This is a genomic window from Candidatus Villigracilis vicinus (assembly GCF_016702885.1).
GTDB classification, from domain to species: Bacteria; Chloroflexota; Anaerolineae; order Anaerolineales; family Villigracilaceae; genus Villigracilis; species Villigracilis vicinus.
This window is the reverse complement of record NZ_JADJDD010000027.1, coordinates 123,105-140,701: the sequence shown is the minus strand read 5'-3', so window position 1 is coordinate 140,701 and position 17,597 is coordinate 123,105. Positions and strand designations below refer to the sequence as shown.

Here is a 17,597-nt window from a genome sequence, read left to right as displayed (position 1 = left end):
TATGCTAACCTCGCGAGCCTCCCGCCTCAAATACAATTTTCCGCAGGATTTTTTTCGACCCGACGGACATGTCGTTTTTTCAGACATGGCTTCCGCCAGGGCGTTCGCCAACCGAATGTCTGCGCTTCGTACCGCCCCGGTTTCTGCCTCTGACCTTTATGTGATCTCCCTCCTTGATGAGGCGTATCACATTTTGCTTCGCAATTATTACAGCCGCTATACCGGTGTGATGGGACGTGCCATGGGGGCGCTTCAAGCCACACTCGGTTCAAAATACGACCTGACGCTGACCAAATTCACTGAAGAATTTCCGCCTATGTCGGTCTTTCGCGGGGAACAGACGGCGGGTGTTTATCTTTCCACCAAGCTGCCAAATTTTGGCGACTTCGGTCATGGCGTGCGCGCCGCTGCAGTGGAAGAAATGTTGTTGATCAACAACGCGAACAAGAATCCGGCGATCGCACCCTATCGTGATTTGTTCGATGAAACCGTCATGAATGGATCTTCCTTCAAAGAGTTCACGACCCAATTATTGGAGTTCTTCTCCAGCCAGCCTGGGTTGGGCGGTGGGACAGGGAAAGCCGAGACGCTTGCCGAGATCTTGCGCGGACCGATCGATGCTTCACCGGATTCACTTGAAGGACAGCTGAAATTCATCCTTGATAAATGGGGCTACATCCTCGGCGGAGAGTTTTCGATTCGACTTTTGCGCGGCATGGACTTTTTGCGCGAAGATATCATCCGCAAACAGGGACCGATCGATACCTTCAACGTGGAAACGCATGTGCCCACTTTTACCGGGCATGATTATGCCGAATTCGAACGTTACAGCCCCGACCAGGAATGGATGCCGCGCCTCGTTTTGATGGCGAAGAATACCTACGTCTGGCTCGACCAGCTTTCCAAGAAATACGAACGTGATATCGTCACCCTCGATCAGATCCCCGATGAGGAATTGGATCTCCTTGCTGCGCGCGGTTTTACCGGCTTGTGGCTGATCGGTTTATGGGAACGCAGCCGTGCTTCACAGCGCATGAAGCAGCGTATGGGGCAGCAAGATGCCGTCGCTTCGGCATATTCGCTTCATTCTTATGATATTGCCACAGACCTTGGCGGCTGGGATGCGCTCAATAATCTGCGCTCGCGTGCTTGGGCGCGCGGTGTGCGCCTCTCTGCAGACATGGTACCCAATCATATGGGCATCGACTCGCAGTGGGTGACCGAACACCCCGACTGGTTCCTGTCATTGCCGTATGCACCCTATCCCTCCTATTCGTTCCGTTCCGAAAATCTTTCAGATGACCTGCGCGTGGGCATTTACCTTGAAGACCATTATTACGATAAGACCGATGCCGCGGTTGTCTTTCAGCGCCGCGACTTGCAGACGGGCGACCTGCGCTACATCTATCATGGCAACGACGGCACTTCCTTCCCGTGGAATGACACCGCTCAGTTGGATTACAGTAACCCGGTTGTACGTGAGGCGGTCATTCAGGTCATCTTGCATGTGGCGCGTAATTTCCCTGTCATCCGTTTTGATGCGGCGATGACGCTTGCCAAGAAACACGTTCAGCGCTTGTGGTTCCCCGAGCCGGGCGCGGGCGGAGCAATTCCATCCCGTTCCCAATTCGGTATGACTAAAGCCGAGTTCGACGACAAAATTCCCGTTGAATTCTGGCGTGAGGTTGTGGATCGGGTTGCCGCCGAAGTGCCGGATACACTTTTACTCGCCGAAGCCTTTTGGTTGATGGAGGGGTATTTTGTGCGCACCTTGGGCATGCACCGCGTATACAACTCTGCCTTCATGCACATGCTGCGCGATGAAGACAATGCCAAGTATCGCATGGCGATCAAGAATACACTCGAGTTCGATCCGCAAATTCTCAAGCGCTATGTCAACTTTATGAACAACCCCGATGAGAAGACTGCCGTTGAACAGTTCGGCAAAGGCGATAAATATTTCGGCATCTGCACCGTGCTTGCCACCTTACCCGGTCTGCCCATGTTCGGGCATGGACAAGTGGAAGGCTTCTCTGAAAAATATGGAATGGAATTCCGCCGACCGAAATGGGAAGAGACTCAGGATGATGGCTTGATCCAGGCGCATGAATGGCGCATCTTCCCGCTCCTTCACCGCCGCAGCCTGTTCGCCGACGTGGAGAACTTCCTGCTCTTTGACCTTCAAAAACCCTACAGCGGCATTGATGAAAACGTCTTTGCCTACTCCAACCGCCTTGGCGAAGAGCGCGGATTGGTCATTTATCACAACGTCTTTGCCGAGACCAAAGGCTGGATCAAGACCTCAGCTCCGGCGCTCGACAAAGGCTCAGGCAAACTCAAGCGTCGCAACCTTGCCGAAGGGCTGGGGCTGCCTCGCCAGGGTTATGTTATTTTCAAAGATTATTCGTCGCAGTTGGAATACGTCCGCTCGTGTGAGGAGATCTGGAACAAAGGCATGTATGTGGAATTGGGCGCCTACCAGTGCCACGCCTTCATGGACTTCCGCTTCGTATACGATCCGGAATGGAAGATCATTTGCGACAATCTCAACGGTGCAGGCGTATCTTCATTACAGGAAGAGTGGCGTAAAACCTTTGTAAAGGTGGAGGAAGTGGAAGAAAAACCCGCCAAGAAGAAACGCGCTGTTCGCAAGCCAACCACAAAGAAACCGACTGCCAAAGCCAAGACAACGAAGAAGGCAGCAGCAAAAACTGCCACGAAAGCCAAGGCTGTGAAAAAGCCCGCATCTGCAAAACCGACCACGAAGAAACCGGTGAAGAAATCCGCAGCGACACCTGCTGTGAAAGCGAAAAAGACAGTCAGCAAACCGAAGGCTGCTGTGAAGAAACCTTCGGCTAAAAAGACAGTGGTGAAAAAGTCGCCTGCAAAACCAGCTGGTAAAAAGAAAACGAAATAAAGCATCGACTCGGTCAGATATCTATATCTGACCGAGTATTTTTTCTGGGACGGAACTTATGAAACTAAAACTATACCTTATTACCTTTTTTACATTCCTCGTCATAGACTCGCTCTGGCTGGGACTGGTGGCGCCAGCTTTTTATCGTTCACAGATCGGTTTCATTATGGCAGACCAGCCGAACTTCCTTGCGGCGGGATTGTTCTACATCCTTTTCATTCTCGGACTGGTATTCTTTGTTGTCGAACCAGGTGTGCGCGAACAGACGTTGACACAGGCTGTCCTGCGCGGGGCGCTGTTCGGGCTGGTGACGTATGCCACATACGACTTGACCAACCTCGCCACACTTGCAGGCTGGCCCGTTCTGTTGACGGTGGTAGACCTTGCCTGGGGAACCGTTCTGAGCAGCACGGTAACGCTGGTCAGTGTTTGGGTGGGGAAGCGGTTTATTAAGTAGTCGCCTGTTCAGGTTAGGTATGATGCGCGTAGTCAGATTAGGACTTGGTGAGTTTTTATGTATGTCCACCCTACAGGTGCCATACGAAATCGTTACAGTACAAAAATCATATTGACTCGCGTTTTGAAAAGTACTATACTGACAACCATCAAGAGGTAACGCCAACATGCGATTATTTCACGGAATTTCCCGGATCTGTAGATAGAGACACGCGAATATACACGCGTGTCTTTTTTTTATCTAAAATATAATTTCAAAAAAGGAGACTTTTGCCATGGACTACGGACTGATCGGCAAGCTCGAGAAAGCAAAACGCTATGCGGAGGATCGCCACCGTTTCCGCTTCAATAAATTTGACCTTACTTTTCACGGGGATAACAACGAACACCATGTGACTTATGACAGCGGCGTTTTCAGCTGTGACTGTGAATTCTTCCTGACCCATAAGCGCTGCGGACATTCCATGGCGCTTGAGATCCTGCTCAAGGATATGATCGTCGAAACCGTTGAAGCCTAACCTACAACTGAATAGCTTGACTGCCCTCTGCTCTTGCAGAGGGCAGTTTTTTATCTAAAAATGATCTTACCCGAAAGACATCGGGACGATGTGGGGGAATGTTCTTGTGACTGAAGTTTTTCTTGGTTTAGGACTCGAGATCAAGTTCTCCTCGTAAAAATGTGGTTTTGGGATGAGTTTCTGAACATTCTCATTAAATCTTAAACATTGTAGAGTAAAATTTTCCCCATGAAGCGAATTAACCGTAGAGATTTTCTAAAACTGGGCGGGCTTACCTTGGGCGGGCTGGCGTTTTCGCCCTTCCTGCCTGGGCTGACCGATTTTGACGACAGCTTTGTGGTGCGCATTGCCACTAAAGACATGCCCGTACGTAAAGAACCCACTGACAAAAGCCGTATCGAACTTTCACATTATCGTGATGAATTGGTGCATGTTTATGGTGAAGTGACCGCCGAGGAGCCGGAGCATAACCCGGTTTGGTATCGTGTGTGGGGCGGCTACCTTCACCGCGGAAGGCTGCACCGCGTCCGTACCATTTACCAGGACCCGATCAAATCCATCACCGAAGGCACGCGTCTCATTGCAGACATTTCCGTGCCGTTCACCACACCGTACCGCTATTCCAAGACCTTTGGCTGGCAGCCTCTTTCGCCGCCGCTGTATTATGGCTCCGTTCACTTTATCGAAGCCATCGAACAGGGACCGGAGATGGCGGATTACGACGGACCCTGGTATCGCATTTTCGATGAACTTGATTCGAACGTTACCTACTATGTACCTGCCATTCACATGCGTGTATTGTCAGATGATTTCACTTCGCCCATCTCACCCGATGTGCCCTATGAAGAAAAGCTGATCGAGATCAACCTCACTACTCAAATGTTGTATGCTTATGAATACGGCAGCCTGGTCTTCCAGACCAACATTTCCTCTGGTGTGCCTGGCGACCCCACCGGCGGTAAGGGCGTTCCGACCACCACGCCGACCGGCAAGTACACCATCCTCGATAAAGTCCCAGCCAAGCACATGGGGTATAGTTATTTCGGTCAGCAGACCACCGGCAACGTCCTCGCCGATGTTGATAACTACGTTCTACCCGGCGTACCGTGGACGTCCTTCTTCACCCCGCTGGGGCATGCTTTTCACGGCACCTATTGGCACGAAAACTTCGGTTCGCCCATGAGTCATGGCTGCATCAACATGCGCTCCAACGAAGCCAATTGGATCTTCCGTTGGACCAAACCGGTTCACATCGTTGGCAACGTCGCCACACGCGGGCTTGGTACCACGGTCGAGATCCATTACTAACTTTTTGGGAATCTCTTCCCCCCAAACTGAACCCACCTTTTGAGGTTTCCCTGCTCTCATGCCTACCCTACACTGGAACGGGAAGCATCTTTCCCAGCCGCAGCCTGCTGCACTGACCCTTGACTCCATCCTCTATCCGAAAGGACGCGGTTATCCCAAGGCGCGTTCTGATGGGCGCGTTATCCACGGAGATAACCTGGAAGTCATGGCGGCATTGCTGCCCGAATACGAAGGACGCATCAACCTCATCTACGCCGACCCGCCCTTCTTCACCAATCGGCAATTCCATGCCCGTGTGGGCAGGGGAGAGGATTCGCGCAAACCCTCCAAGTGGAAACTGGCAGAGGGTTATCACGATTCGTGGGATGACATGGACGCCTATCTGGGCTTTCTCTACGAACGCCTGCATTTGATGTACCGCCTGCTTGCCCCGAACGGGACCCTGTATCTGCACCTCGATTGGCATGCCGATGCCCACGCCCGCCTTATTCTTGATGAGATCTTCGGTGCGGAGAATTTCATCAATGAGATCATCTGGGCATACCACGGACCATCGCCGATCCGTACGGCGTTCAATCGCAAGCATGACACCATTTTGATGTATGCGAAAAGCAAGGATTACACCTTTAACGTGGATGATATCCGCGAGCCGTATAACCCCAACACGGTGGCTACTTTCAAAGCCTCAAAAAAGGCGGGGTTCGGCAAAGTACCCGATCTCGAGCGCGGCAAGGTTCCTGAAGATTGGTGGTATTTCCCTGTCGTAGCGCGCCTGCATAACGAGCGCACGGGGTATCCCACTCAAAAGCCGGAAGGTTTGCTCCAACGCATTATTCTGGCATCTTCGAATAAAAATGACATTGTCGCCGACTTTTTCTGCGGCTCCGGTACCACTGCACTCGTTGCCGCCAGGAACGGACGCAGGTTTATCACCTGCGATGCGTCCATTCGGGCGATCCACACGGCGCGTGCGCGGCTGGCAGAGACCAAGTCAGTGTTTTCGGTAGAGCGCGATATTAAGATCAAAACGGAAATTGCCACCAAGTCGAAGAAGATCAAACTTAAAGTAAATGGTGACCTGGTGCAGTTGCACACTTCGCTTGACGTGGATTTTTGGGAAGTAGACCCGGCTTGGGATGGGAAAACCTTCCGCAGCGCCGCGCAGGCTCAGCGTCATGTACGCAGCGGCGAGATTCCCATGGAGTTAAAAATAAAAACCGGAGGCAAGGTCTGCATCCGGTTGGTAACGGTCGAAGGTAAACAGTTCCAGCTAAATATCTAAACGATAGCCGACACCACGCACGGTCTTGAGGAATTTTGGGTTATCGGGGTCAAGCTCAATGGCGCGGCGCAGCCAGGAGATATGCACATCAAGAGTGCGCGTATCTCCGGTGTAGTTGGTTTCCCAGGCTTTTTTGAAGAGGGGTTCGCGTTCCACCACTTCTCCATGTTTATCCATCAATAATTGAAGCAGAGTCACCAGCCGCGGCGTGAGTTTTGTGCTCCTGCCCATGCAGCGTACGCGTCGCTTTTCGAGATCGAGGCGGATGGGACCGACATGCAAGACGTTCTTGCCGTCGCCGGGCAGCAGGGGTTTGATGCGATTGGCAAGTTTTTGAACCGTGAAGGGCAGCGCCAGCACGGCATCTGCCGCATCTTTGCTGACTTCCTTATCTTCATCGAGGATCAGAATGATCGGGAGCTTGGAATCTTTTTCGCGCAGCGCCTGACAGATGCGCAAACCAGTGCTGCGCATGGATGCGGCGTTGACCACAACCAGACTCGGGCTGACTTCTTTAAGTAATGCAACGGCCTTGCTGCCGTTCTGGGCGATATGTACATCAAATCCCTTCTTCTGCAGGTCTGCGGCAAAAGAAGGGACTTCTGCGTGCTTGGCTTCGATAACCAAAAGTGTTGTTGTCTTCATAATTTATTTCGATAATGCCTTTGTGCGATTTTCGGACAAAACTTTGTTTTAAGCTTGTTAAGATATTCGGATTATACACCATATCTTAACGATGAGTCTCAAACCAGAGTACCATTTTTTTCATTATTACATTGACATATCTTTTAACTTATGGAAGTACACATGCATCCCGTTATTGTGACTCTGCACCAGCCAGTTGACCGCAGCCTGCATTGATATCGATGCCGCGCCGCATACGGATCGTGCATGGAATTCCGGCTTGCTCCAATGTTTCTTTGAAGGCTTGCGCACGCTGACGGTCGGTAGCTTCGCCATCATATCCTTGTGTGGGATTTAAAGGAATTGCATTCACATGACAAAGCAGACCCTTGAGCCGCCGGGCGAGTTTTTGTGCAACTTCGGGTGTGTCGTTTACGCCGTTGATGAGTGCCCATTCAAAGGTCACGCGGCGATGCGTCTTTTCGATATAGTATTTGCAGGCATCGATCACATCGTCGATCTTATAGCGTTTGTTGACCGGCATAATGGCGAGGCGTTCGTCATCGTCGGCGGCGTGGAGCGAGATGGCAAGGTTGACCTGACGCTGTTCATCGGCGAAGCGCCGGATCTGCGGAACCAGCCCCACCGTGGAAATGGTCAGACGCCGCGCGCCGAATTTGTAGCCTTCGCCATCGTTGAGGATGTCGATCGCCGCCATGACGTTTTCATAATTATGGAAAGGTTCACCCATGCCCATGAACACCACGTTACTGACGGTTTCAGCCTGCTCTTTTAGCATTTGGGCATAATACATTACCTGTGCCACGATCTCGCCGCTGGTCAGGTTGCGTTTGAAGCCGAGCTGACCAGTGGCACAGAAGACGCAGCCCATGGCGCAGCCTGCCTGTGTGGAGATGCACAACGTGCGCCGGTTCTTTGCACCGCGCCGATTGGTATCTGAAGTTGCCATTTGCGGGTCGTCTGCCGGGTCGCCGTAGCGCATCAATACTGATTCGATCAGGTTTCCATCGGGTAGTTGAAAAAGCGTCTTGCGCGTGGACTGGTCGGATGAATCAAGGTAGGTCTTCACATGGAAGGGAACAAAGGTACAGTGCTCGGCGATCTTTGCGCGCAGGGGAGCGGGCAGGTTGCTGAACTGCTCGGGAGAAGAATAGAGTTTTTGATACAAGCCCTGCCAGATCTGTTTGGCGCGATAGGCGGGTTCGTTCCATTCTCTCATCAGAGTTTCAAGTGCGGGGAGGTTGAGGTCGTAGATTAGCATGAGTTTTTTTGCCGTTGGTTCGGCTTGGATGTATTTTACTCTACTGAGACTCGCTCAGAATGCGTTCTTCAGGTACGGCTTTTTCATGGAAATGATGGAGTTTTTTCATGTTTTTTATATGCCCGTACGATAAAAATAGGAATATCGTAGGGGAATACCCATACTCCATTAATCGTTTTCACATATAATCCTTATCCTTGCAATGAACAAAGGAGAAACTTATGTTAAAACCTATGAAACCAAAACAAACTATTCCTAATAATATGTTCCTGTGGATCCTGGTGGGATTGCTGGTGCTCGCTGGCATTGTCGCTCTGATCACAGCGTTCAGCGGCGGCGGCGATGGGACCGATGAGGTCAATGCGGTGTACACCAATGCGGCGGCGACGCTGGCGGCGCAACAGTTGACCATGCAGGGCGTCACATCCACTGCCACTGCGACCCTTTTTGCACAGACGCCCACTTCAACGAATACGCCCTTCGCCAGCCCGACACCCTTCCCGACCATATCCGGCGGATCGCTGCCTTCGAGTAATAATTCATCCTCCTCTGGCGCGGTGGGTTGTAACAATTCCGTCTTCGTGTCAGATGTGACTGTCCCCGATGACACGGTCATGACCCCCGGGCAGACCTTCACCAAGACTTGGAAGATCCAGAACACTGGCTCCTGCCCATGGACGACTTCGTACAAGGTCAGCTTCGTTTCTGGTAACGCCATGGGCGGAACGACCACGCCGCTGACCACCACGGTTGCCGCTGGCGCTTCGGGAGATATCTCGGTGGCGATGACCGCACCCGCTTCGAACGGCGATGCCATTGGTTATTGGATCCTGACCAACGACAGTGGACAGAACTTTGGCTCGTCATTCTACGTGAAGATCAAGGTAGGCACGACCACCTCCGGCACAGCAACTACAACGCGCACTGTAACGCCTACTGGCGCTGTGGGTGCTGCCACCGCCACGCCGACGGCTACGTCTGCTGCTCCTGCTGCGGCAAGTAATGTTGCAATCACATTAACTTGTACACTTGGCGGTACTGGGGCACAAAAAGAACATGCTGGTACTCTTACATGGACAAACAATGCGACAAATGCAACTGGCATTAATATTTATATCAATGGCACATTTGGCTGCAACTGTTGCTTCAACCGCTACCTCATTCGGCGTTCCAGGTGGCACTTTCTATGATCCGGGAGTTAATTCAACCTTTGCTGTTGAAGCGATCAATGGCAGCGTAAAGGCTGCTCAAGCTTCTGTAACAGTAAACTGTCCGTAACTTTGCTTCAAAAAACAGACCTGCGATTTTTCGCAGGTCTGTTTTTTTTATTCCACCAACTTCGCCAAACTATCGGCGATAATATTTGGGTTCCAATCTTTGGCTTCTTCCAATTTGGAAACCCCGCTCAAGACAAACGCCGTTGGGCAGCCCACGGCTTGCCCCGCCGCAATATCCGTTTCGAGTCGGTCACCGACCACCAGAGTCTCATCCTTGGTCGTCCCGAGGCGTTCCAGCGAAAGCTCCATCAAGAAGGGGAAAGGCTTGCCCGCCACCATCGGCTCCACGCCTGTGGCAGAGGTCACCACCGAAAGCCAGGACCCAGACCCGGGGATTTCTCCGCGCGGAGTGGGGAAGGTGCGGTCAGTGTTGGTTGTATAAAAAGGACGACCCGCCCGCACGAGCAAGGTCGCTTCGGCAACCTTTTGGAAGCTGATGCCCCGGTCAATGCCCATCACCACGGCTTCGGCTTCGGTGGCACGTTCCACTCCAACCACTTCAAAGCCTTTTTCTTCCAACGCCACCCGAATGCCATTCTCGCCGATCACAAAGATCTTCATGCCGCGCGGATGTCTCTGTGCCAGCATGAAGGCAATGCCCAGTGCCGATGTAACCACCTGTCCCGGCTCCACATCCACGCCGAGTTCGGCGAGCTTCTCTTGATAATCTTCCGGCGTTTTGGTGCCGTTATTTGTAGCGAATACGAACTTCAACCCGCGCTCACGGATGCGCTTGAACGTTGCGGGCAGGTCCCCGATGGGCGCATCACCTTTCCAGATCACGCCGTCCATGTCGAGGATAAGTGCTTTTATATTTGAGGGAATCATACAATTTACGATTTGCGATTTTAGATTTTCGATTTTACGAATAACGCAGCGGGCATTATACACATAAAAGAAAGACCCCGAAGATTTCTCCTCAGGGTCTTCAATTACCAATTACCAATTACTTGAAAGCCTTCTCCGGCATCTCAATGATCTGATCCACCAGTCCGTAATCCACAGCCTGTTGAGCATCGAGATAGTAATCGCGGTCGAGGTCGCGTTCGATCACTTCCAACGGCTGATTGGTGTTCTTCGCCATGATGCCATTGAGCAGGCTCTTGAGGCGCAGGATCTGCTTCGCCTGAATTTCGATATCCGTTGCCTGTCCTTGAGCGCCGCCAAGAGGCTGGTGCATGTGGACGGTGGCATGCGGCAGGGCGTAGCGGCGACCCTTGGTGCCAGCAGCCAGCAACACGGTCCCGAAAGAGGCGGTCACGCCCACGGCAACGGTGCTGATCGGGTTCGAGATGATCTGCATCGTGTCATAGATCGCGAGTCCCGCATAGATCACCCCGCCGGGCGAGTTGATGTACATGCGGATTTCCTTCTCGGGGTCTTCATGGTTCAGGAACAACAACTGGGCAACGATCACGTTCGCAACCTGGTCGTCAATGGGCGTGCCCAGGAAGATGATGTTATTGCGCAGGAGCAGCGAGTAAATGTCATAAGCGCGTTCGCCGCGGCCTGTATTTTCAACCACCATCGGAACTACATTTTTAAAATCTGGGATCATATTCATCTCCTTTATGCGACCAATGGTACTCAGCGTGTATTGGATTTTCGTTAGAGTTTGATTGGTGATTCCAATACAAACGCTTCGTACACCACTCGAGCCTGTCAGCCGTCTAAAAGCCTTTTCTTACTCTGCGGCTTTTTCTTCGCCAGCTTCTTCAGCCGGGGCAGCTTCGGCAGCCTGTTTGGCTTCCGCTTCACGCTCTTCAAGCGGTTTGTAATTGCCGGTCGCAATGGTCTTTAGCATATCCAGCGCCTTGCGGGTCATCACACGACTGGCGGCATCCATGGCGATCGCCTGGCTCAACTCACGTTGACCCTTCTTGCCGCCGCGGATCTTGTTCAAGTCCATGCCTTGCATGACGAGGTTGTTCAAGGCATTGTTATATTCGATGTTCAACGCTTCATCGTCGATCTGGATCTGTTCCTTGCGCACGATCTCATCGAGGATCAAACCGCGCTCGAGGCGTTTCTTCGCCACCGGGTTCACATCTGATTCAATGAACTGCTCGCGGGTGGTGTTGCGCATTTTGAAATACGTATCCAAGTCCATGCCCTGCTGGGCGAGGCGCTGGGAGAGGTCTTGCAGGACGTGTTCGCCTTCGTGTTCCAACGTGTGCTCGTGATACTTGAGTGCGGCGCCTTCCTTGACCTTTTCGATCAAGTCGACAAAATATTTGTCGTCATACTCGTTCTGGGAGCGGTTCTCAACATCTTTCTTCAAGGCTTCCATCAACGCATCCACGGTTTCGCCTGCGCCGGTCATCTTGGCGAAGTCATCGTTAACTTCGGGCAGGGTCACGCCGCGCACGGTTTTGATGGTGGCGGTGATCTCCACATCCTTGCCCTGAAGTTCTTCCACTTCCCAATCTTTGGGGAAGCTGTGTTTGATGGTCTTGTTTTCGCCAGCCTTCAAACCGATAAGTTCATTGGCGAAGCCGTTATAGGGCCATTCGGTATCGCGTTCTTCCTTGCGGACGAAGGTCGCAAAGCCGGTGCGGTTAAGTTCGGTGGTTTCAGAAGAAACATCGAGGAGCACATAGTCTCCAGATTCGATGGCGCGTTCCACGGTCTCGGTGGAGGCGTACATCTGGCGCAGGTCTTCGAGCGCTGCGTCCACATCCTTCTGTTCGGGAGCCTGCCATTCATAGGGCAGGCGCACCGCGGTGTAATCGCCAAGGTCGATCTCCGGTGCCAGCGGCACACTGAAGATGAACTTGGGCGGATCCATGCTTTCGATATTTTCCAGGTTACCCGAAGCGCCGGGGTTCACATCCGCTTCTTTGAGGATGTTGGAATATTCCGCGTCGATGAACAGGTCAACGGCTTGCTCCATGATCGCGGCTTCGCCGTATGTGCGCGCTACGATATGGTAGGGTGCCTTCCCGGGGCGGAACCCGGAAATGTTACCGCGCTCGGATATCTTCGCCGCCGCACGTTTTTTATAGCTACCCATCTTTTCCTGGTCCACTTCTACAACCAGTTTGACGGTATGATCTTCCTGGATTTGTTTTTCGATGTTCAAAGTTACCTCTTTTGTTTTCAAACCTGTCGGGTCTTTAAGACCTTTCAGGTTTATATAATTTTGTGGGGATGGAGGGGGTCGAACCCTCACGCCTTGCGGCACATGATCCTAAGTCATGCCTGTCTGCCAGTTCCAGCACATCCCCGGTTTTATGTGCTTACAGGCGGCGCAATTATACCGTAGGGAATGCAAGAATCGGTGTTTTTTCGGCTGCTGCTTTGGATGAGATTCTGCATATGGTTTGGGGTGATTTACAGGGTCTTAATGAGATGGATTTCACAATTATTTGTGAAACTTTTCCTTCCTTAAAAATGATTACAGGTATAATAGCGCGCATACTTCCTTTGGAGAGAGAGTATTTATTATGCCCGTTCCTTCCGGCATCCCTGCCCCTGCATTTGAAATGCTCGATGACACGAATACCCTGCGCAAACTTTCCGACTATCGCGGAAAAAATATCGTTCTTTACTTCTATCCAAAAGACGATACGCCAGGCTGCACTAAAGAAGCCTGCAACTTCCGTGATGATTATTCTGCTTACGAAAAAGCCGGAGTGGTCATTTTGGGCGTCAGCCCTGACTCGGTGGAATCGCATGTCAAGTTTAAAAAGAAGTTCCAACTTCAATTCCCCTTGCTTGCCGATGATGAGCACAAGGTAGCAGATCTGTATGGCGTTTGGGGACCCAAGAAGTTCATGGGCAAATCGTATGTCGGTGTACTTCGCACTACATTTTTGATCGACACGGAAGGCAATATCAAGAAAGTATATGAAGATGTCCGCCCTGCGGAACACAGCCGCGAGCTACTGGCTGAATTTGGATTGAGTTAAAACGCCCGTACCAAAACGGTGGGTGATGGGTTATATCGCTACGACTTGCCGACGGTGTCAAATCACCCGTCGGCATGAATTTTGATAAGACTTAATTGTGAATAAGAATACTTGTGCAGAGTACAAAGATAGTGACAAGCACGTTATGTTTTGATATAATCGCTGCTTGTGAAAATTGAGACAAATTATACTGAATTTGTCCGGTTTCAGTTAATCATCGGGGTGTTGCCCCGTTCAATCTTTTCAGGAGAGAGAGTCTATGGTCCATTTTGTAATTGTGGGGATCTTGGTCATCCTCATGACCGTACTAACGTACTTCGGTCTTGATGCGCTTGGGCTTGCCCAACAAATGCATCCTGTTGCCGCCAGTGCGCAGGCTGTTCCCATTGACCAGTTATGGCATTGGGAAGTAATGGTTATTTCATTCCTTTTTGCTTTGATCGTTGTACCGATCATCTACAGTCTGGTTGCCTTCCGTCAAAAGAAGGGTGAGCTGAAGGATGGGTTGCATATTGAAGGCAATACCAACCTTGAGATCGCCTGGACTGTGGTGCCGCTGCTCATCGTAGTGGTCTTTGCCTATCTTGGCGCGTACTCACTTGGTGAAGTCCGCCGGGTGGACCCGAACGCCATGGTGATCAATGTCAAAGGGCAGCAGTTCTCATGGACATTCGAATATCCTGAATACGGCTTTATCACCACAGAGTTGTATCTTCCTGTGGATCGCCAGGTCGTCCTCAAAATGGAATCCGCAGATGTCATCCATTCGTTCTGGGTGCCCGAGTTCCGCGTCAAGCAGGATGTTGTGCCGGGTCGTGTGACCGAATATCGCATCACCCCATCTCTTGAGGGCAGCTATAAAGTTCGCTGCGCCGAGTTGTGCGGCACCTCGCACGCTTATATGGAAGCCCCGGTCGTCGTGGTGAACTCTGATACTTACGATACCTGGATCACAGATCAGATCAAGATCGCTGAAGAATCCAAGACCCCTGAAGGGCAGGGCAAACTCATTGCCACCAAGAACGGTTGTATCGGTTGTCACTCGGCTGATGGTACGGCTATGACCGGTCCCACCTGGTTCAACCTGTATGGCTCCGATGTTAAACTTGCGGACGGCTCCACTGTTACTGCCGACGATGCCTTCATCAAAGAGTCGATCCTTGAGCCGACTGTGAAGGTTGTGGAAGGGTTCCCGCCTGTCATGCCTCCCTACGCTTTGACTGATGAAGAGATATCCAATCTCATCGCATACATTAAGACCTTGAAATAATTTTGAGAAGGAATAGATAACTATGAAGGGATTCTTTTCTAGTGCCCTCGCTCGTGGTTTGTTCTGGCAGCTGATCGGTACGCTGGTCGGCGCCGGCATCGTTACAGGGATTCGCCCCTTGATGGGTTTGAACGCCCTGGATACATTTTTCTTTACCGAGCCCGCCTGGGTGTTGGGCGGTTTCTTTGGCACGCTTTTCTTCCTTGCCGGTTCCGGCGTTGTTAGCGACTGGTTTAAATGGGCGCGTGGTATCGATACCCCCGACCATCATGAAGACCACCATACCGGCGCTGCCAAATACATCAATGTTTCACTCGATCATAAAGTGATCGGCATTCAGTACACCATCACTGCTCTTTTGCTGATCGGCATTGGCGGTTTGTTCGCCTTGATCTTCCGCGCCGAATTGGCTGCTTCACAGCTTCAGTTCCTCACATCGGATATCAAGCTGTTTAGCCAGAACGGTCCTCAGCTCTATAACACGCTGATGTCTCTGCATGGCATGATCATGATCGTTTCCATCCTGCTTGGAACGGCTGGTTTCATCAACTACGTGGTTCCTCTTTTGCTTGGCGCGCAGGATATGGCCTTTCCCCGCCTAAATGCTTTCTCATTCTGGATCGCAGTCCCCGCTGCCGTGCTTTTGCTCATGAGCCTTTTCCTCGGCGGTTTCGACACCGGCTGGACCGGCTACCCGCCTCTTTCTGCCCGCGCCCCTGTAGGCATGCAGATGTTCTTTTTGGGCGTGTTCGTCGCTGGTTGGTCCTCGATCCTCGGTTCTTTGAACGTCATTGTGACCGTGATCCGCATGCGCGCCAAAGGCATGACCGCCTGGCGCATGCCCATCCTTGTGTGGGCGGCTGTTGCCACCGCGTTGATCGCTTTGACCGCCACCCAGTTGATCGGTCTCTCCTTCCAGCTGGTCATGTTCCAGCGCCTCTTTGGCATGGGCTTCTTTGACCCTGCCAAGGGCGGTAATCCTGTGCTCTTCCAGCACCTTTTCTGGTTCTATTCCCACCCTGCGGTGTACGTGTTCATTCTGCCCGGGCTTGGTGTGATCTCTGAGTTACTGCCTGTATTCGTGCGTAAACCCCTTTTCGGCTATCGTTGGATCGCCATGTCTTCTTTGGGTATTGCGTTGGTGGGTTTTGTGGTTTGGGCGCATCACATGTACACCTCCGGTATGAATGAATACCTGCGCGTGCCGTTCATGTACAGCACCCTTTTGGTGGCCATCCCCACGGGCGTCAAGTTCTTCTCTTGGGTTGCCACAATTTGGAGAGGCAAGATCTCAACCCCGACCCCCATGCTGTTCGTTTTGGGCGGTATCATCGTCTTCCTCTTGGGCGGTCTCTCTGGTCCCCCTAACGCCACCGTCTCCACAGACTTGCAGCTGCAGGACACCTACTGGATCGTCGGTCACTTCCACGACACCATTTTCGGCGGCTTCGTCTTCCCGTTCTTTGCAGCCATCTACTTCTGGTTCCCCAAAGCGACCGGTCGCAGAATGAACGAGACCCTCGGCAAGATCCATTTTTGGATGATGACTCCCTCGTTCTTCGTTCTGACCCTCGGTATGATGTACGTTGGTCTGCTTGGTATGCGCCGCCGCATTGTGGATTACGATCCAGCATTAGGTATTGATGCAGCTCATTTGGTCATGACCATATCCGCTTTCCTCATCGCTCTTTCAGTGGTCATCTTCCTGTATAACTTCTTCAACAGCATCTCGAAGGGTGAAAAGGCGGAAGGTAATGTTTGGAATTCCCGCTCGCCCGAGTGGCAGGTTCCTTCTCCGATGCCTGCTCATAACTACGAAAAGCCTTTTGAAGTGATCGGTGAGCCCTACGATTACGGTTTGAACGACGGCGGCTTTGTCAAATTTATCGAGCCTGCCAAAAGCAATAAACACTAAAAGGCGAGGAGTGTAAATAAATGGCACATTCACAAGATAAATCGTCCGCCCTTGGTCAGGGCGTGGTGATTTTCGTATATCTGGCAGTACTGACCGTTCTCGAATACTTTATTGCCGTAACTTTCAATGCGGTTTCGCTTCTGTTGGTGGTGGCAGTGATCAAGGCTGCCCTGGTCATGTATTATTTCATGCATGTTTACAAACTCAACGAAGAGGAGCACGAAAGCGACGAAAACTCCTATACTTACAAGACCAACACAAACCGCCTCGGTCTTTGGTTGTTCTTGCTTTCCGATGCATTCGTTTTTGCCGGTCTGTTGGTGATGCGTTCCAACCTGCTTGGTCTGACCCGACCACACCTTAATCAGGTGCTTGGGTTGGTAGTAACGGCTGTTTTGCTTGTCTCTTCCTTCTTCATGAACCGCGGCGAGACCGCCATGAAGTATGGAGATACCAAAACATTCATGAACAATACGATCATCACATTTGTATTGGGCTTGGGCTTTTTGCTCGGTGTTGTTCTCGTGGAATGGCGCCTGGCTGCTGAAGAAGGTTTGGTCGCCTCGTTTGGCAACCCGTCTGTTGGTCCGTTAGGCGGCGTCTTCTACATGATGACCGGTATGCATGCTTTCCATGTGTTCACCGGTTTGATCTTCCTCGGTGTAGTATGGAACAATGCCCGCAAAGGCGTTTATACTGCCGAGAAGCACTGGGGTGTGGAAGCTGCCGCAGTTTACTGGCACTTCGTAGACCTGGTGTGGATATTCTTCTACCCCGCCCTGTATTTGATCGGTACGGCTGTAAAATAAAATGAAAAAACCGCCGCCGATAAGGCGG

15 protein-coding genes and 1 tRNA gene are annotated in these 17,597 nt (G+C 51.7%); 10 read left to right on the top strand and 6 right to left on the bottom strand.

The genetic code is table 11. The annotated features are described in order from the left end of the window. Position 1: 1 nt before the first annotated feature. From IPG80_RS20285 to IPG80_RS20265, 5 genes are all read left to right on the top strand, one after another. Positions 2 to 2,917 (top strand): alpha-amylase family glycosyl hydrolase, encoded by a 2,916-nt coding sequence (locus IPG80_RS20285; RefSeq protein WP_345111063.1) that lies wholly within the window; start codon positions 2 to 4, stop codon positions 2,915 to 2,917. A 58-nt stretch (positions 2,918 to 2,975) separates the two neighbouring features. Further along, positions 2,976 to 3,374 (top strand): DUF2177 family protein, encoded by a 399-nt coding sequence (locus tag IPG80_RS20280; RefSeq protein WP_345111060.1) that lies wholly within the window; start codon positions 2,976 to 2,978, stop codon positions 3,372 to 3,374. A gap of 274 nt (positions 3,375 to 3,648) precedes the next feature. Continuing rightward, entirely contained in the window at positions 3,649 to 3,891 is a 243-nt protein-coding gene (locus tag IPG80_RS20275) for a hypothetical protein (RefSeq protein WP_345111057.1), read from the top strand. Between the two features lie 228 nt (positions 3,892 to 4,119). Next, entirely contained in the window at positions 4,120 to 5,199 is a 1,080-nt protein-coding gene (locus IPG80_RS20270) for a L,D-transpeptidase (RefSeq protein WP_345111054.1), read from the top strand. 58 nt (positions 5,200 to 5,257) lie between these two features. Beyond that, positions 5,258 to 6,481 carry a site-specific DNA-methyltransferase gene (locus IPG80_RS20265; RefSeq protein WP_345111051.1) on the top strand — a complete coding sequence of 408 codons (1,224 nt, stop codon included), beginning with the start codon at positions 5,258 to 5,260 and terminating at the stop codon, positions 6,479 to 6,481. Here IPG80_RS20265 and IPG80_RS20260 read toward each other — a convergent pair. Both IPG80_RS20260 and rlmN read right to left on the bottom strand, forming a co-directional pair. After that, a complete protein-coding gene (locus tag IPG80_RS20260; protein ID WP_345111048.1) occupies positions 6,470 to 7,126 on the bottom strand; it encodes a response regulator transcription factor in 657 nt (218 codons plus the stop codon). The two genes, IPG80_RS20265 and IPG80_RS20260, sit on opposite strands and share 12 nt — an antisense overlap. A gap of 172 nt (positions 7,127 to 7,298) precedes the next feature. Beyond that, positions 7,299 to 8,387 carry a 23S rRNA (adenine(2503)-C(2))-methyltransferase RlmN gene (gene rlmN / locus IPG80_RS20255; RefSeq protein WP_345111046.1) on the bottom strand — a complete coding sequence of 363 codons (1,089 nt, stop codon included), beginning with the start codon at positions 8,385 to 8,387 and terminating at the stop codon, positions 7,299 to 7,301. Positions 8,388 to 8,608: 221 nt separating this feature from the next. Between rlmN and IPG80_RS20250 the strand changes: the two genes are divergently transcribed. Continuing rightward, positions 8,609 to 9,577 carry an NBR1-Ig-like domain-containing protein gene (locus tag IPG80_RS20250; RefSeq protein ID WP_345111043.1) on the top strand — a complete coding sequence of 323 codons (969 nt, stop codon included), beginning with the start codon at positions 8,609 to 8,611 and terminating at the stop codon, positions 9,575 to 9,577. 135 nt (positions 9,578 to 9,712) lie between these two features. Here the strand turns inward: IPG80_RS20250 and IPG80_RS20245 are convergent, their stop codons facing one another. The 4 genes from IPG80_RS20245 to IPG80_RS20230 all read right to left on the bottom strand — a co-directional run bounded on the left by IPG80_RS20245 (position 9,713) and on the right by IPG80_RS20230 (position 12,891). Further along, a complete protein-coding gene (locus tag IPG80_RS20245; protein WP_345111040.1) occupies positions 9,713 to 10,492 on the bottom strand; it encodes an HAD-IIA family hydrolase in 780 nt (259 codons plus the stop codon). Positions 10,493 to 10,610: 118 nt separating this feature from the next. Next, positions 10,611 to 11,222 carry an ATP-dependent Clp protease proteolytic subunit gene (locus IPG80_RS20240; protein WP_345111037.1) on the bottom strand — a complete coding sequence of 204 codons (612 nt, stop codon included), beginning with the start codon at positions 11,220 to 11,222 and terminating at the stop codon, positions 10,611 to 10,613. A gap of 126 nt (positions 11,223 to 11,348) precedes the next feature. After that, on the bottom strand, positions 11,349 to 12,746 hold the full coding sequence (gene tig, locus IPG80_RS20235) for a trigger factor (protein WP_345111034.1): 1,398 nt from the start codon (positions 12,744 to 12,746) through the stop codon (positions 11,349 to 11,351). Positions 12,747 to 12,809: 63 nt separating this feature from the next. Beyond that, positions 12,810 to 12,891: transfer RNA gene (locus IPG80_RS20230), tRNA-Leu, on the bottom strand. 219 nt (positions 12,892 to 13,110) lie between these two features. On the opposite strand from IPG80_RS20230, the gene bcp reads away from it, so the two are divergent. The 4 genes from bcp to IPG80_RS20210 all read left to right on the top strand — a co-directional run bounded on the left by bcp (position 13,111) and on the right by IPG80_RS20210 (position 17,569). Next, positions 13,111 to 13,575: a thioredoxin-dependent thiol peroxidase gene (bcp, locus tag IPG80_RS20225; RefSeq protein WP_345111032.1), complete on the top strand. Its 465-nt coding sequence runs from the start codon at positions 13,111 to 13,113 to the stop codon at positions 13,573 to 13,575. 259 nt (positions 13,576 to 13,834) lie between these two features. Beyond that, positions 13,835 to 14,845, top strand: a complete 1,011-nt coding sequence (coxB, locus tag IPG80_RS20220; protein WP_345111029.1) for a cytochrome c oxidase subunit II — start codon at positions 13,835 to 13,837, stop codon at positions 14,843 to 14,845. Positions 14,846 to 14,867: 22 nt separating this feature from the next. Then, on the top strand, positions 14,868 to 16,760 hold the full coding sequence (locus tag IPG80_RS20215; protein WP_345111027.1) for a cbb3-type cytochrome c oxidase subunit I: 1,893 nt from the start codon (positions 14,868 to 14,870) through the stop codon (positions 16,758 to 16,760). Positions 16,761 to 16,780: 20 nt separating this feature from the next. After that, positions 16,781 to 17,569, top strand: coding sequence for a cytochrome c oxidase subunit 3 (locus IPG80_RS20210; protein WP_345111023.1), 789 nt, complete (start codon positions 16,781 to 16,783; stop codon positions 17,567 to 17,569). Positions 17,570 to 17,597: the final 28 nt, after the last annotated feature.

Excerpts from the sequence above, each read along its gene's own strand:
- IPG80_RS20280 (WP_345111060.1), top strand. The coding sequence starts at position 2,976 with ATGAAACTAAAACTATACCTTATTACCTTTTTTACATTCCTCGTCATA.
- IPG80_RS20215 (WP_345111027.1), top strand. The coding sequence starts at position 14,868 with ATGAAGGGATTCTTTTCTAGTGCCCTCGCTCGTGGTTTGTTCTGGCAG.
- bcp (WP_345111032.1), top strand. The coding sequence starts at position 13,111 with ATGCCCGTTCCTTCCGGCATCCCTGCCCCTGCATTTGAAATGCTCGAT.
- rlmN (WP_345111046.1), bottom strand. The coding sequence starts at position 8,387 with ATGCTAATCTACGACCTCAACCTCCCCGCACTTGAAACTCTGATGAGA.
- IPG80_RS20270 (WP_345111054.1), top strand. The coding sequence starts at position 4,120 with ATGAAGCGAATTAACCGTAGAGATTTTCTAAAACTGGGCGGGCTTACC.
- IPG80_RS20210 (WP_345111023.1), top strand. The coding sequence starts at position 16,781 with ATGGCACATTCACAAGATAAATCGTCCGCCCTTGGTCAGGGCGTGGTG.
- IPG80_RS20260 (WP_345111048.1), bottom strand. The coding sequence starts at position 7,126 with ATGAAGACAACAACACTTTTGGTTATCGAAGCCAAGCACGCAGAAGTC.
- IPG80_RS20245 (WP_345111040.1), bottom strand. The coding sequence starts at position 10,492 with ATGATTCCCTCAAATATAAAAGCACTTATCCTCGACATGGACGGCGTG.
- IPG80_RS20250 (WP_345111043.1), top strand. The coding sequence starts at position 8,609 with ATGTTAAAACCTATGAAACCAAAACAAACTATTCCTAATAATATGTTC.
- IPG80_RS20275 (WP_345111057.1), top strand. The coding sequence starts at position 3,649 with ATGGACTACGGACTGATCGGCAAGCTCGAGAAAGCAAAACGCTATGCG.
- IPG80_RS20285 (WP_345111063.1), top strand. The coding sequence starts at position 2 with ATGCTAACCTCGCGAGCCTCCCGCCTCAAATACAATTTTCCGCAGGAT.
- IPG80_RS20240 (WP_345111037.1), bottom strand. The coding sequence starts at position 11,222 with ATGATCCCAGATTTTAAAAATGTAGTTCCGATGGTGGTTGAAAATACA.
- coxB (WP_345111029.1), top strand. The coding sequence starts at position 13,835 with ATGGTCCATTTTGTAATTGTGGGGATCTTGGTCATCCTCATGACCGTA.
- IPG80_RS20265 (WP_345111051.1), top strand. The coding sequence starts at position 5,258 with ATGCCTACCCTACACTGGAACGGGAAGCATCTTTCCCAGCCGCAGCCT.